Genomic DNA, 14,804 nt, shown 5'->3' on the forward strand with positions numbered 1-14,804 from the left:
GGGGGTCGAGCGGGGGGTCGAGCGGGGGGTCGTGCGGGGGGTCGAGCGGGGGAACGCCGGCGCGGGCCAGCTCGCGGGGCCCGGAGCCGTCGCCGGGGTCGACCTCCACGACGACGGCCGCAGCGTCGAGCAGGTCGCGCAGCCGCGCCGCCAGCTCCCGGGTGAGCTCGACGGCGTCGAGCCGGCGCGCCAGGGACGCCGGCACGTGCAGCAGCCAGCGGGCCTGCTCGGCCGCGGACCAGGTGCGCTCGTGGTCGGGTGCCGGGGCCGGCGCGGGCTCGGCGCCGGGTCCGGCTCGCCGGGCGAGGGCGAACCACACCGTGTGCCGCCCGTCGGTGTCGTGCCGGGTGCCCCAGGTCGTGGCCAGCCGCGCGACCAGGGACAGGCCGCGACCGTGGGTGGCGGCTCGCCCGTAGCGCTGCCGCGGCTCGGCGAGGTGCAGCTCCAGTGCTCCCGGGCCGCGGTCGGTCACGGCCACGGTGACCTCGTCGTCGCCGACCTCCACCGCCAGGTCGAACGCGGTGCCGGCGTGCAGCACGGCGTTCTCGCACAGCTCGCTGGCCAGCAGGACGACGTCGTCGACGAGGTCCGGCACGTCGGAGCCGTCCCCGGCCGGGCCACCGTTCGCCACCTCGGTCAGCGCGTCGCGGATCATCCGACGGGCGCGTCTGATCGACCGGACGTCGGGTGGGAAGCGCATTCGCCGCTCGAGCTGAACGGGCACGCGTGCAGTCTGCTGCAGACGGTCCGGTTGTGGGAACCGGCCTCCCGGCCGGGCGCCTGGGCTACGCTGCGGCCCCGTCGGCAGGGGGAGGCGGTCATGACGGCGACACGGCACACGCATCCGGTGATCCCCGCAGAGCCCGAGACGACCGTGGTGGGTCCCGGGGCCACCTCCGGCGAGGCCTCCCCCGGCCAGGACGGCGCGTTCCTGGTCGAGCTGGCCGAGGGCCTGGCCGAGCTGCGCCGCGGTCGCTTCGACGTCCGCCTGGCCCGCCGCGAGGGGCCGGCGAGCGAGGTCGTCGAGCAGTTCAACGAGCTGGTGGCGCTGCAGGAGCGGCACAGCCGCGACCTGCTGAGGATCAGCAGGGTCGTCGGCCGCGAGGGGCGGATGTCCGAGCGGCTCGACGAGGAGTCCTACGACGGCGCGTGGGCGGCGGGCGTGCAGGCCGTGAACGCCCTCATCGACGATCTGGCCGCCCCGACCGCCGAGATCGCCCGTGTGCTGGACGCGGTCGCGGAGGGCGACCTCTCCCAGCACATGGCCCTGGAGATCGAGGGGCGCAGGCTCCGCGGCGAGTTCCGCCGCATCGGCCGCACGGTGAACAGGATGGTCGACCAGCTGTCCTCCTTCGCCGACGAGGTCACCCGGGTGGCCCGCGAGGTCGGTACGGACGGCCGGCTCGGTGGCCAGGCCGACGTGCGCGGCGTCGCAGGAACCTGGCGCGCGCTCACCGACTCGGTCAACACGATGGCCAGCAACCTCACCAACCAGGTGCGTTCGATCTCCTCGGCGGCCACCGCCATCGCGGAGGGCGACCTGTCCCGCAAGATCACCGTGTCCGCCCGGGGCGAGGTCGCGGAGCTGGCCGAGACGATCAACTCGCTGACGGACACGCTGCGGCTGTTCGCCGACGAGGTCACCCGGGTGGCCCGCGAGGTCGGCACCGAGGGACGGCTGGGCGGGCAGGCCGCGGTCCCGGACGTCGCCGGCACCTGGAAGAACCTCACCGACGCGGTGAACCTGATGGCGGCCAACCTCACCGGACAGGTGCGCGGCATCGCGCAGGTCGCCACCGCGGTGGCCCGTGGGGACCTGAGCCAGAAGATCACCGTCGACGCACGCGGAGAGATCCTCGAGCTGAAATCCACGGTCAACACCATGGTCGACCAGCTCTCGTCCTTCGCCGACGAGGTCACCCGCGTCGCCCGCGAGGTCGGCACCGAGGGCAAGCTCGGCGGCCAGGCCCAGGTACCCAACGTCTCGGGCACCTGGCGGGACCTGACCGAGAACGTCAACCAGCTAGCCGACAACCTCACCGCCCAGGTGCGCAACATCGCCCAGGTCACCACCGCGGTCGCCCGCGGGGACCTGAGCCAGAAGATCACCGTCGACGCACGCGGAGAGATCCTCGAGCTCAAATCCACCGTCAACACCATGGTCGACCAACTCTCCTCGTTCGCCGACGAGGTCACCCGCGTCGCCCGCGAAGTCGGCACCGAGGGCAAGCTCGGCGGCCAGGCCCAGGTACCCAACGTCTCGGGCACCTGGCGCAACCTCACCGACAACGTCAACTACATGGCGTTCAACCTGACCGGGCAGGTGCGCAACATCGCCCAGGTGACCACCGCGGTGGCCCGCGGGGACCTGAGCCAGAAGATCACCGTCGACGCACGCGGAGAGATCCTCGAGCTCAAATCCACGGTCAACACCATGGTCGACCAGCTCTCCTCCTTCGCCGACGAGGTCACCCGCGTCGCCCGCGAGGTCGGCACCGACGGCAAGCTCGGCGGCCAGGCCCAGGTCCGCGGGGTGTCGGGCACCTGGCGGGACCTGACCGAGAGCGTCAACCAGCTCGCGTTCAACCTGACCGGGCAGGTGCGCAACATCGCCCAGGTCACCACCGCGGTCGCCCGCGGCGACCTGAGCCAGAAGATCACCGTCGACGCACGCGGAGAGATCCTCGAGCTCAAATCCACGGTCAACACCATGGTCGACCAGCTCTCCTCGTTCGCCGACGAGGTCACCCGCGTCGCCCGCGAGGTCGGCACCGAGGGCAAGCTGGGCGGGCAGGCCCAGGTCCGCGGGGTGTCGGGCACCTGGCGGGACCTGACCGAGAGCGTCAACCAGCTGGCCGGGACGCTCACCACGCAGCTGCGCGCGATCTCGGCGGTGTCGACCGCGGTCGCCCGTGGCGACCTCACCCAGCAGATCCAGGTTGCGGCACTCGGCGAGGTCGCCGAGCTCAAGGACAACATCAACCAGATGATCGCGGCACTGCGCGAGACCACCGCGGAGAACGCCGAGCAGGGCTGGCTCGACTCCAACCTCGCCCGCGTCGGCGGTCTGCTGCAGGGTCAGCGCGACCTCGGCGACGTCTGTCAGATGATCATGGACGAGGTGGCGCCGCTGGTCCGGGCCCAGGTCGGCACGTTCTTCCTGGCCGCCGAACCCGGTGACCCCGCGGAGGCGAGCGCCCCCGCCCGCTGGGTGATGTGCGGCGGGTACACGGTTCCGACCGAGGACCCGCCGCTGGAGTTCCGCTCCGGGGAGGGTCTGGTCGGCCAGGCCGCGATGAGCAAACAGAGCATCGTCGTCACCGACCTCCCTCCGGGCTACCTGGACGTGCGCTCGGGGACCGGTACCGCCGCGCCGGGGGCGGTCGTCGTCCTTCCCGTGCTGTTCGAGGGCGAGTCGCTGGGCGTGATCGAGCTCGGCGCGACCACACCCTTCTCGGCGCTGCACCTGACCTTCCTGGAGCGGCTGGTCACCACGATCGGCGTGGCCATCGCGACCATCCAGGCGGGCCGGCGCACCGAGCAGCTGCTCACGCAGTCCCAGCGGCTGACCACGGAGCTGCAGAACCAGTCCGCCGAGCTGCAGCGCACCAACGCCGAGCTGGAGGAGAAGGCCCTCCAGCTCTCGGAGCAGAACCGCAACGTCGAGATCAAGAACCTGGAGATCGACGCGGCCCGGCGCGGCGTCGAGGAGAAGGCGCAGCAGCTCGCGCTGGCCAGCCAGTACAAGTCGGAGTTCCTGGCGAACATGAGCCACGAGCTGCGCACCCCGCTCAACTCGCTGCTCTTGCTGTCGCGGCTGCTCGCCGACAACCAGGACTCGAACCTGACCCCGAAGCAGATCGAGTTCGCCAGCACGATCCACGCCTCCGCGTCGGAGCTGCTGCACCTGATCGAGGACATCCTGGACCTGTCCAAGATCGAGGCGGGTCGCGTGGACGTCGAGGCCGCCCCGGTGCAGCTCGCCGAACTGTGGGCCGACGTGGAACAGGCGTTCGGCGTGCAGGCCGAGGACAAGGGCCTCGAGCTGCGTGTCGAAGCGGCGGCGGAGCTGCCCCCGTCCATCACGACCGACGCCCAACGGCTCCAGCAGATCCTGCGCAACCTCCTGGCCAACGCCGTCAAGTTCACCGACGCCGGCGGCGTCACGCTGCGGGTCGGCCTGGCCCCGCCCGGCACGCTCTACGGGCTGCCCTCGCTCGACGGCGCCCGTTCGGTGTTCACCTTCGCGGTCTGCGACACCGGTATCGGGATCCCGGGCGACAAGCTGGCCATGATCTTCGAAGCGTTCCAGCAGGCCGACGGCACCACCAGCCGGAAGTACGGGGGCACCGGCCTGGGCCTGTCGATCTCCAAGGAGCTGGCCCGGCTGCTGGGCGGCAAGATCGAGGTGTCCTCCGAGCCCGGCGCGGGGTCCGTGTTCACCCTGCTGCTGCCCGACGAGTGTCCGACGATCACCCCGGCGGCGTCCGGTGTGGCCGCCCGACGCCCGGGCGAGGCGCCACCGCCGGACGGCGCCGACCGGGGCGCGCCCATCCTGCGGGCCGCACGACCGGCCACGGTGCATCCGGCGCCGGAGCTGTCCGGGACCACCGTGCTCATCGTCGACGACGACGTCCGCAACGTCTTCGCCCTCACCAGCGCGCTGGAGCTGCACGGTCTCGAGGTCCTCTACGCGGACAACGGTCTCGACGGCATCGCCCTGCTCAGCGAGCACCCCGAGGTCCGGATCGTGCTGATGGACGCGATGATGCCCGACCTCGACGGCAACGCGACCACCCGCCGGATCCGGGAACTCCCGCAGGGTGAGGACCTGCCGATCGTCTTCCTGACGGCGAAGGCGATGCCCGGCGACCGGGAGTCCAGCCTGGCCGCGGGCGCCACCGACTACGTCACCAAGCCCGTCGACCTCGACGAGCTGCTCGCGATCATGGCGTCGTGGGTGGCCGGCAACGGGGACGCGACGACCCGTGCGGGCGGCGAGCCGGCATGAGCGCACCGGTCCGGGTCCTCGCGGTCGACGACCGGCGGGAGAACCTGCTCGCGCTCCAGGCGATCCTGGAAGGACTCCCGGTCGAGATCGTGGCGGTCACCTGCGGTGAGGATGCGCTCAAGCAGCTGCTCGTCAAGGACTTCGCGGTGATACTCCTCGACGCCCACATGCCCGGGATGGACGGCTTCGAGACCGCCAAGCACGTCAAGCAGCGGGAGCGGACCCGGCACATCCCGATCCTGTTCCTCACCGCTGCGGACTACGACGCCCACCTCGCCTTCCGCGGCTACCAGGCAGGCGCGGTGGACTACCTCACCAAACCCTTCGACCCGTGGGTCCTGCGGTCGAAGGTGGCCGTGTTCGTCGATCTGTACCTGCTGCACGCCGAGCTCGCCGAACGCGCCGCCGAGCGGGACGCGCTGCGCAAGGGCGTGGACGAGGCACTGGAGCTGCTCGACGGCGCCGGGCCTGCCGACCCCGCCGCGTCCGCGCTCGTGGAACGCCTGCGGGGTGCCCTCGGCGCGCTGCGCGACGAGCAGCCCTGGTAGCGCGGCCTGTCCGCAGCGGCTGACGAGGGACGCCGACATCCCCCCGCGCCGCGCTCCTGCTCTCCGACGGCACCTCGGCGGCCGGCCTGACCTCGGCGACCACCTCCGGGACCTCCATCCCCCACCACCGCAAGGAGGCACCATGCCCAAGAAGATCTTCGTGTCCGTCGGCATCGACGTCGACGCCGTCGGCGGCTGGCTCGGCTCCTACGGCGGTGAGGACTCCCCGGGGGACATCTCCCGCGGCCTCTTCGCGGGCGAGGTCGGCGTGCCCCGCCTGCTCCAGCTCGCCCGACGGCGCGACATGCCGGTGACCTGGTTCTGGCCCGGCCACTCCGTGGAGACGTTCCCCGAGCAGTTCGACGAGGTCGTCGCCGCCGGACACGAGATCGGGGTGCACGGCTACAGCCACGAGAACCCGATTGCGATGACCCGCGAGCAGGAGACCGAGATCCTCGACTACTGCACCGACCTCATCGAGCGACGCTCCGGCAGGCGGCCGGTCGGCTACGTCGCGCCGTGGTGGGAGTTCTCCGCGGTCACCAACGAGATCCTGCTCGAGCGCGGGTTCCTCTACGACCACTCGCTGATGCACGACGACCACACCCCGTACTACGTGCGCGTCGGCGACACGTGGACGAAGATCGACTACGAGGCGGACTCCGCCGCCGAGTGGATGAAGCCGCTGATCCGAGGCCGGGCGACCGACCTCATCGAGATCCCGGCGTCGTGGTACCTCGACGACCTGCCGCCGATGATGTTCGTCAAGTCCAGCCCCAACAGCCACGGCTTCGTCAGCCCTCGGGACATCGAGCAGCTGTGGAAGGACCAGTTCGACTGGGTCCATCGGGAGATGGACTACGCCGTCTTCCCCCTCACCATCCACCCCGACGTCTCCGGACGCCCGCAGAACCTGCTCATGCTCGAGCGGCTCTTCGACCACATCCAGGGTCACGACGGCGTCGAGTTCGCCTTCATGGAGGACCTCGCCCGCGACTTCGCGGAACGCCGTCCCCGCGAGTCCGCCTGATCCCGCTCCTGCGAAGGAAAGGACGGTCGAGGAGCAACCGGGTGCGCCGGAGGTGCCGGCGGCCGCGCGGTGTCACCGAGCACGGCCCACCTCAACCTGCACGGCACGAAGTCCGCCGTGCTCTTGGTGTGCGGGGACCGGTGGGTGATGGCATCGGCCGAGGTCGACAGCTCGGCCCTGCCCGGTCAGGACCGGTGCAGCACGCCTCCTTCGCTCTACGATCCCCGGCATGGCCGACAACGAAGACGACCTGGGCCGGACCCCTGGCCTGCCCCTCACCGACGAGCAGCGCGCGGAGCTGGTCGCCCGACAGGCGCGCCTCAACACGGCGCTGGCCGAGGTCGAGGCGGCGCAGCACGAGCGCGACGCCTGTTTCGCCGCGCTGAACGACGCGGGCGTCGACCCGAACGAGATGGCGAAGGCGCTCGGGGTGCACCGGCTGACCGTCACGCACGCGCTCACCGACCATCGCAAGGCCGAGGCGGCGCAGCGGCTCGCTGCGGACGCACCCCGCGCTGCGGCGCAGGCGGCCCTCGACCGGGCGCAGGAGCACGTCGACCAGGCCTGGCAGGGTCGGCCCGAGTAGACCGCCGCCCGGCTAGAGCACGGGTTGCGAGAGCTCGGCCGCGGCGCGACGGAGCGCGTGCACCCGGGGATCGTCGAGGTCCCGCGGCATGCGGTGCAGCGTGCCGATGAGGGACAGCGTGGCGGTGATCGCGTTGTTCACGCCGTACACGGGGACGGCGATGCAGCGCAGTCCGTCGGCGGAGGCGTCGCTGAACGCCAGTCCGGCTCTCCGGATCTCGGACCTGCGGGCCAGCAGCGCGGCGCGCTCCCTGTCCGTCACGGCCGCCAGCGCCCGGTCGAGGGCCCGCTGGTCCTCGAGGTGGGCGAGGAAGACCTGGCCCTGGGCGCTGGCGATCGGCAGCGTCGACCCCACGGGGACGGAGATCCGGATGAAGCGGCTCTGCTCGTCGTGGACGCGGGCGACCAGCGGCCCGCTGCCGCCCCAGACCGACAGGGTCGAGGTCTCGTGCGCCGTCTCGGACAACGCCTGCATCACCGGGCCTGCCCGGTCCAGCAGCGGAAGGCGATCGAGGGCGAGCAGGCCGACCCGCGAGAGCGTCGGCCCGAGCGAGTAGCCCTGCCCGGTGGTGTGCGAGAGCAACCCGTGTTTGACCATCGCCGTCAGGTAGCGGTAGGTGGTGGAGCGGTTGAGCCCCAGCTCGCTGGTCGCGGTGGCCAGGTCGATCCGCGAGCGCTCGTGGTCGAACAGCTGGAGCACGCGGGTGAAGCGGGAGATGACCTGCAGGTCACGGCTGTCGCGGGGACTGCTCTGCCCGGGCTGCTCCTCGGCGGCCGTCGCCTCCGGCGACTCGGCGTTCGCAACCGTCGCGACGCTTCCCGCTCCGTGTGCCATCTCGTCCACGTTGCCGTCCCCAAGGCTTCGTCCAGGTCGGCTGCGCCGGTCGCGATGCTGACGCGCCGGCGCGAGCCTCGGGCCGCCCTCTCCGGCCGCGCAGGACCGGGGAGAGGCCGTCCGCCCTACAGCCTAGGCGTCGCCGTCGCCGCCCTGCTCGAGCTGGTGGACGTGCGGCGTTTCGGGCCGGGGGGCGCATCCTGCGCGAGCCCGCCGGCGGCGCCCGCGCCCGGCGGCCCCGGGCCGCGCACCTCAGCTCAGGATCTCGACGTACCCGCTGGTCCCGTTCACCCGGATCCGCTGACCGTCCCGGATCAGCCGGGTGGCCCGCTCGACCCCCACCACGGCGGGGAGGCCGTACTCCCGGGCGACCACCGCGCCGTGGGTCATCTGGCCGCCCACCTCCGTCACCAGCGCCTTGATCGTGACGAACACGGGTGACCAGCTGGGGTCGGTGTAGGCGGTGACCAGGATGTCGTCGGTGTCGAGGTCGGCCTGCGCCATGTCCAGGACCACGCGGGCGCGCCCCTCGACGGTTCCGGCGGACACCGCGAGCCCGGCCAGCGCCCCGGGCGGGAGGTCGTCGCGCCGGTAGGCCCCGGAGAGCGCCTCGCCGTCCGACGTGATCACCCGCGGCGGCGTGAGCGCCTGGTACCCGCGGTACTCGGCCTTGCGCCGCATGATGAGCTCCCCGTCGGCACATCCGGTCCGGACGGCCTCCTCGAGCTCCTCGAACCGCAGGAAGAAGACGTCCTCCCGGTCGGCCACGACGCCGTCGCGCACCAGGCGGTCGGCCTCGCGCAACAGTGCCTGCTTGTAGCGCAGGTAGCGGCTGACCATGCCGAACTTGGGGTACTCGCGGTACCCGATGAAGGTCCGCAGGCGGTCGATCATCGTCTTCGTCTCGGTCGCCCGCCGCTCCCCGTCGGGCAGGGCCCGCAGCCGGGCGAGCAGGTCCTGCTCCTTGTCCCACGCCTCCTGCCGCCCCTGCTCGAAGCGCCGGCGGCTCGCTCCGGGCTCGGCGTGCTCGACGTGACCGAGCAGCACGGGGACCAGGACGCTGGGCTGCTCGCTCCACCGGGGCCTCGTGATGTCGATCTCGCCGGCGCACCGCATGCCGTAGGTGTCGAGGTAGCCGCGGATCGCGTCCCGCGCCTCGCGCCCGCCCGCGACCCGGGGCAGGTCGTCGAGGAAGTGGTCGTCGGAGACCCCCCGCAGGAACTCCACCACCTCCGGGTGCGAGCGGACGACGTCGGCGACGTCGAGCAGTGCCAGCCCCATCTCCGAGGTGATGCTGTTCGGGACGGACTGGGTGAGCGTGTCGGCCGCGCCCTCCTCCCCCAGCCACTCGCGCAGGTGCTCCTCGAGCCACCACGCCGCGTTCATCGCCGTCATGAACACCCGGTGGCTGACCGGGTCGAACAGCAGCCGCCGCAGCTCCTGGAGGTCCTCGCGGACGAAGTCGAGCAGGTCCGGACCCTGACGGGTCCGGATCTCGCGGTCGAGGACGGCCAACGACGCCCGGGTCCGTGCGATCAGCTCCTCGACGACGGCCGGGTCGGGGTCGACCGGTTCCGTCGGGGGGACGGCCCGCATCCCGGCGTCCGCGGTCGGCTCCCCGACGAGGTCGCCGCGGTCCACGACGGTCCGCAGCGCGTCCGCCATGAGCGGGTCGGACCGGCCCATGGCCTCCAGCAGGTTCTGCCGACCGGCCGCCGAGGCCAGCATCGGGGTGGCGTCGACGAACAGCCGCCCGCCGGCCTCGGCCATCGGCCGCGGGGTCGTCATCTGCCAGAACGAGAGCCCGAGCGGCTTCAGCGGGTCGGTCATCATCTGCTGGTGGCCCACGGAGAGGTAGACGTGGGCGCCGCCGTCGGCGGTCGGCGGGACGGGGAACAGGGTGGTGATCGGGCGGCTCTGCACGATCCGGACGTCGTCTCCGGCCAGGCACCACTCGATGTCCTGCGGGCAGCCGAAGTGCGCCTCGATGCGGCGCCCCAGCTCCGCGAGGCGCAGCACCTGCTCGTCGGTCAGCGCCGGCTCGTGTCGGGCCTGCGGTGCCACCTCCCGAGGCCGGGTCCCGCCACCCGCCGAGGCCCGCACCGCCCACTGCTTCGAGGCGATCGCCCGGTCGACGACGGCGCCGTCGCGCACCGTGAAGCGGTCGGCGTTCACCTGGCCGGAGACCAGCGCCTCGCCGAGCCCGAGGACTGCCTCGACGCTGGTCACCCGCCGGTTCGACGTCACGGGGTCGGCCGTGAACAGCACACCCGACGCGTCCGGGACGACCATCTCCTGCACGACGACCGCCATGCGGACCTGCCGGTGCTCGACGCCGCCGCGCAGGCGGTAGACCACGGCCCGCTCGGTGAACAGCGAGGCCCAGCACCGCCGGACGTGGTCGAGGACGGCCGCGGCGCCCACCACGTTCAGGTACGTGTCCTGCTGGCCCGCGAACGAGGCCGTGGGAAGGTCCTCGGCCGTCGCGCTGGACCGGACGGCGTAGGCGGTCCCGTCGCGGAGCGGGCCGGTGACGGCTGTCGCGAGGTCGTCGGGAACGGGAAGGGTCGCGACGACCTCGCGGATCTCGGCGCTCGACGCGGCGATCGCGTCCCGGTCGTCCGGGTCCAGGCGCGACAACCGATCGAGCCGCTCCTCGAACGCCGGCGCCCCCGCCGTCACCCGCCGGAAGGCCTCCGTCGTCACGCAGAAGCCGGGCGGCACGTCGACGCCCTCGATCCGCGAGAGCTCACCCAGGTGCGCGCCCTTCCCGCCGACCAGCCCGATCCGGCCACGGTCGATCTGCTCGAACTCCAGCACGGGACGACCGAGCGCGACCGATGTCGCCGCGCCACTGCCGCTACCCACCACAGCTTCCCCCCACCTTCGTCGACTGCAGCCACCGTCCGCGCAGGGCGGATCACGGTGACGGCCGCAGAGTCTGCGGCACCCACCGGGTCTTGTGGCAAGCCCCCCGGGGCGCTATACGTTGAAGTGGGACAGAGATCGATTCGCCCGCGCGACCCGACGGTCCTCCGCCACGACGCGCGCTCGACGTCTCCCGGCTGCCGTGTCTCCTCCGTCGTCCTGCCGACTCTCTCGGGACGCGCCGGTTGCCCTCCTTCCGAATGGGCAGCAAAGACGCAGGTAATGACAGAAAGAACCGCCTGGACCAACTCTGGGAAGCGTCTTCTCGACCGATCCCCGAATCTGCGACATCGGTTTTTTCCGCGAGATCACGAATGCGGCAGAAGCGTTCTGGCCCGGCGACGCGTCCAGGGGCCTCGACCCGCGGCGCGCGGGCCCGTGCGTCGGCCGGGCTATGCGGGCTTGCGCGGCTGCACCCGGACCCAGCTCCCACCGGCGTCGACGAAGTCCGCGGTGTCGTCGTCGAGCCAGATCCCGCCCGTGGCGAGGTAGCGGAAGCGGTGGGCGCCGGGCGGGAGCACGACCGACACACTGCGGGTGCCGTTGCGGCGGCGGACCAGCTCGTGCCGCCCCGGCTCCCAGGCGTTGAAATCGCCCACCACGCTCACCTGTCCGCCGGGTTCGTGCGCGGGCAGGCTGAACGTCACACGATTCTTGCCTCCGAACAGCGGAGAACGCCTCAGCATTCGACCTCCCGAGCAGGAAAACTCCGAGGGAGAACCCTAAAGTGGGACCGCCTCCGGCGGGGCGAGCGACACACGCCCCGCTGGTGAACATCACGCGTCCGGCGGCATCGGCCGCTCGGCAACGGGCGTGGCACCCGCGCGTTCCACAACCTCGTCCGCGAGCAACCCGGTCGGAGGGTCGAGGGCCGAGGCAGCACCCGCACCACACCACCACACCCTCCCGGTGGGCGGCGCGCAGGGCGCCGTCGATCCCCAGCCGGTAGCCGGCGCCGACGTGCACCGCCGGGCGAGGAACACCCTGGACGACCACCGCTCGTCCTGAGCGGAGGCGGTCGGTCGCGAGCGACGTCCCTGCCGCTCACCCCAGCACCACGGGCAGCGCGGACAGGCCGCGGAGCACCAGACCGTCCCCGTGCCCCCAACGGAGCTCGGTCGGGTCCACGGCCAGCCGCATCGACGGGAAGCGGGTGTGCAGCGCGCCGAGCGCGATGCGCCCCTCCATCCGGGCGAGCGGCGCGCCGAGGCAATGGTGGATGCCGTGGCCGAGCGCGAGGTGACCGCCGTCGTCACGGAAGACGTCGAAGGTGTCCGGGTCGCGGTAGCGGGCCGGATCCCGGTTCGCCGCCGCCAGCGACACGATGACCTGCGCGTACGCGGGGACCGCGACGTCGCCGATCCGGATCTCCTCCGTGGTGTAGCGGAACGTCGAGTGCGGCACCGGGGCGTCCCACCGCATGGTCTCCTCGACCACCCGGGACGCCAGTTCCGGGTCGGCGACCAACGCGTCGCGCTGGCCCGGGTGGCGCAGCAGCGCCACGGTGGCGTTGCCGATGAGGCCGGTGGTCGTGTCGTGCCCGGCGACGACCAGCTGGAAGATCGTCGACAGCATCTCCTGGCGGGTGAGCGCGCCGTCCCCCGCGGCGACGACGAGATCGGTGACGAGGTCCTCGGCCGGCTCGGCGCGCTTGCGGTCGAGCAGCCCGGACAGGTAGCCGACGATCGACTCGGACGCGGCGACGGCGTCCGGCCCCTGGTCCGGGGCGAGCAGGGTCCGGAACCACCGCCCGAGGGCGGCGCGATCGGGCTGCGGGATCCCGAGCAGCTCGCAGATGACCGTGAACGGCAACGGGAACGCGAACCCGGCGACGAGGTCGACGACCCCGTCGCAGCCCGCCAGGCCGTCGAGCAGGCCTCGCACGATCGCGCGGACCCGCTCCTCCAGCCGTTCCACCCGACGTCGGGTGAACGCCGGGGTCGCCATCCGGCGCAGCCGGGTGTGATCGGGCGGGTCGACGGCGAGCATGTGCCGGGCCAGCGCCGGACCGGGCAGACCCTCCGCGACGACCTCGCCGCTGCGGGCCAGCGCCGCGTGCATGTCCTTGGACAGGCGCGGGTCGGTGAGTGCCGCCCGTGCCTCGGCGTGCCCGACGACCAGCCACGCGGTGTGGCCGTCGGCCAGGCGTACCTCGTGCACCGGACCGGACGCCCGGACGCGGGCGAACAACGGGAACGGGTCGTCCCGGTCGTAGTGCGCGGGGTCGCCCCACGCGTCGAGCGCGGGATCACGCAGCGACGTGCTCATCGAGAACCTCCCGGAAGCCGGAGCACAACAGGTCGATGACGGCCAGCAGCCCGTCGACCGTCTTGCCGATCGCGGTCTGCGTGCAGACCCAGCGGGTGGTGCCCCGGGCCACGTGCAGGCGGTAGTGGACGAGCAGGCGATCGGCGACGCCCTCGCCCGTCGCCTCCACGAGCTGCACGGTGTCGAAGCCGGCGAAGAAGGCCTGGAAGCGGGCGGCGACCTCCTCGCGTCCGTGGACCTCGATCGGGCCACCGGGCAGGAGGGCGCGCAGCCGCACGGTCTCGGTCAACACCGTGGCCAGCCGCTCCGGGTCGCGCGCGGCGACCAGTGCACCGACCTCGGCGGCAACGGGGTGAGGGCGCATACCGGGTCCTCTCAGCTCGCCCGTCGGGCGAGCGTGTCCAGGTGGTCGACGAGGTGGGCGGTGAGCGCGCGGGCGTCGCCGTCGGCGCCGTCGATCAGCGTCGACTTCCGGCGCCGCAGGAACGGCAGCCCCATGACGTAGAGGCCGGGTGCGGCGGTCACACCGCCGTCGTGCACGATCCGGCCCCGGCGGTCGAACACCGGCACCTCCAGGAACGACAGGTCCGGGCGGAAGCCGGTGGCCCACACGACGCTCTCGATCCCCCCACGGCCCAGCTGCGCGGACAGCACCGGCGCGGGCACCGCGGTCGGTGCGAAGCGCTGCGGCGCCTCCGCCTCGACGCCCGCCCGGTCCGCCCACGCGTCGAACATGTCCAGAAGCCGGCCCAGCTTGAGGTCGGCCAACGCGCACACGTTGGCCAGCGACCCGGAGAACTGCACCGTGTCGTCCCGGGCACCGGCGAGCCGGCCGACGAGCGCCACCCCCTGCCGGCGCAGCACGTCGAGGTCGAGGGTGCGCGGTGCGCCGACGAGCTGCATCGACGGCAGGTTCCGCGCCCGGACCAGGTCCGGGACCGCGTCCCAGCGCTCGTCGAGCAGGCCCGACGCGTCCATCCACCACAGGACGTCGCGGCCCCGGTAGGTGCGCGGGAGCCGCACGTGCTCGCCCACGGCCAGGGTCACCGGCCGCCCGGAGCGGGACAGCTCCTCGGCGATCTGGATCCCGCTCGCCGAGGCCCCCACGACCAGCACACCCCCGTCGGGGAGTTGGCCGGGATTGCGGTAGCCCGCTGCGGTCACCGTGGGGATCCCCGGTGGCAGGGGCACGGACGGCCGGGCCGCCGCGGCGGACCCCCCGGTCGCCACGACGACGGTCCGCGCCCTCCACGCGCCCCGGTCCGTGCGCACCAGGTATCCCTGGTCGAGGGGCTGCACCGAGGTCACGGCCACCCCGGTGAGCACCGGTGCCCCGGTCGCGTACTCCCCCAGGAAGCGGATCACCTCGGGCACGGAGAGGTAGCCGTCCGGGTCGTCGCCGCGGTAGGTGTTCCCGGGCAGCCGGGTCATCCAGCTCGGCGTGAGCAGGCGCAGCGAGTCCCACCGCTGGGTGCGCCACGAGTGCGCCACCTCGCCACGCTCGAGGACGACGTGGTCCACCGAGTGCGCGGCGAGGCAGCGGCTCACGGCCAGGCCGCAGTGGCCGGCCCCGATCACCACCGTCGTCGCGTGCCGCAC

The 14,804-nt window shown here is 72.7% G+C and carries 11 protein-coding genes; 4 read left to right on the forward strand and 7 right to left on the reverse strand.

Annotated elements, in window-relative coordinates; all coding sequences use genetic code 11:
• Positions 1-724 (reverse strand): ATP-binding protein (locus LWC35_RS21225; protein WP_232871925.1); only part of this gene is annotated, 724 nt, incomplete at its 3' end.
• A gap of 96 nt (positions 725-820) precedes the next feature.
• Here LWC35_RS21225 and LWC35_RS21230 point away from each other — a divergent pair.
• The 4 genes from LWC35_RS21230 (at position 821) to LWC35_RS21245 (ending at position 7,175) form a co-directional block, all read left to right on the forward strand.
• Complete coding sequence (locus tag LWC35_RS21230; protein WP_232871926.1) at positions 821-5,011, forward strand: HAMP domain-containing protein; 4,191 nt, start codon at positions 821-823, stop codon at positions 5,009-5,011.
• Positions 5,008-5,559, forward strand: coding sequence for a response regulator (locus LWC35_RS21235; protein ID WP_232871927.1), 552 nt, complete (start codon positions 5,008-5,010; stop codon positions 5,557-5,559). The genes LWC35_RS21230 and LWC35_RS21235 overlap by 4 nt, the downstream gene beginning before the upstream one ends.
• A gap of 142 nt (positions 5,560-5,701) precedes the next feature.
• Positions 5,702-6,589 carry a polysaccharide deacetylase family protein gene (locus tag LWC35_RS21240; protein WP_232871928.1) on the forward strand — a complete coding sequence of 296 codons (888 nt, stop codon included), beginning with the start codon at positions 5,702-5,704 and terminating at the stop codon, positions 6,587-6,589.
• 229 nt (positions 6,590-6,818) lie between these two features.
• Positions 6,819-7,175: a hypothetical protein gene (locus LWC35_RS21245; protein WP_232871929.1), complete on the forward strand. Its 357-nt coding sequence runs from the start codon at positions 6,819-6,821 to the stop codon at positions 7,173-7,175.
• A gap of 12 nt (positions 7,176-7,187) precedes the next feature.
• Here LWC35_RS21245 and LWC35_RS21250 read toward each other — a convergent pair whose 3' ends face one another.
• The 6 genes from LWC35_RS21250 to LWC35_RS21275 form a co-directional block, all read right to left on the reverse strand.
• Positions 7,188-8,009: an IclR family transcriptional regulator gene (locus LWC35_RS21250; RefSeq protein ID WP_232871986.1), complete on the reverse strand. Its 822-nt coding sequence runs from the start codon at positions 8,007-8,009 to the stop codon at positions 7,188-7,190.
• Positions 8,010-8,261: 252 nt separating this feature from the next.
• On the reverse strand, positions 8,262-10,877 hold the full coding sequence (gene rph / locus LWC35_RS21255) for a rifamycin-inactivating phosphotransferase (RefSeq protein WP_232871930.1): 2,616 nt from the start codon (positions 10,875-10,877) through the stop codon (positions 8,262-8,264).
• Positions 10,878-11,329: 452 nt separating this feature from the next.
• The gene (locus LWC35_RS21260) at positions 11,330-11,623 is read right to left on the reverse strand and encodes an isoamylase early set domain-containing protein (protein WP_269804543.1); all 294 of its coding nucleotides are present in this window, start codon (positions 11,621-11,623) and stop codon (positions 11,330-11,332) included.
• A gap of 358 nt (positions 11,624-11,981) precedes the next feature.
• Positions 11,982-13,205, reverse strand: a complete 1,224-nt coding sequence (locus LWC35_RS21265) for a cytochrome P450 family protein (RefSeq protein WP_232871932.1) — start codon at positions 13,203-13,205, stop codon at positions 11,982-11,984.
• Positions 13,186-13,569, reverse strand: coding sequence for a nuclear transport factor 2 family protein (locus LWC35_RS21270; protein ID WP_232871933.1), 384 nt, complete (start codon positions 13,567-13,569; stop codon positions 13,186-13,188). Before LWC35_RS21270 ends, LWC35_RS21265 begins: the two co-directional genes overlap by 20 nt.
• An 11-nt stretch (positions 13,570-13,580) precedes the next feature.
• Positions 13,581-14,804, reverse strand: a complete 1,224-nt coding sequence (locus tag LWC35_RS21275) for an NAD(P)-binding domain-containing protein (RefSeq protein WP_232871934.1) — start codon at positions 14,802-14,804, stop codon at positions 13,581-13,583.

Origin of the sequence: Pseudonocardia kujensis, from assembly GCF_021283305.1 — a bacterium.
In the GTDB taxonomy this organism is placed as follows: domain Bacteria; phylum Actinomycetota; class Actinomycetes; order Mycobacteriales; family Pseudonocardiaceae; genus Pseudonocardia; species Pseudonocardia kujensis.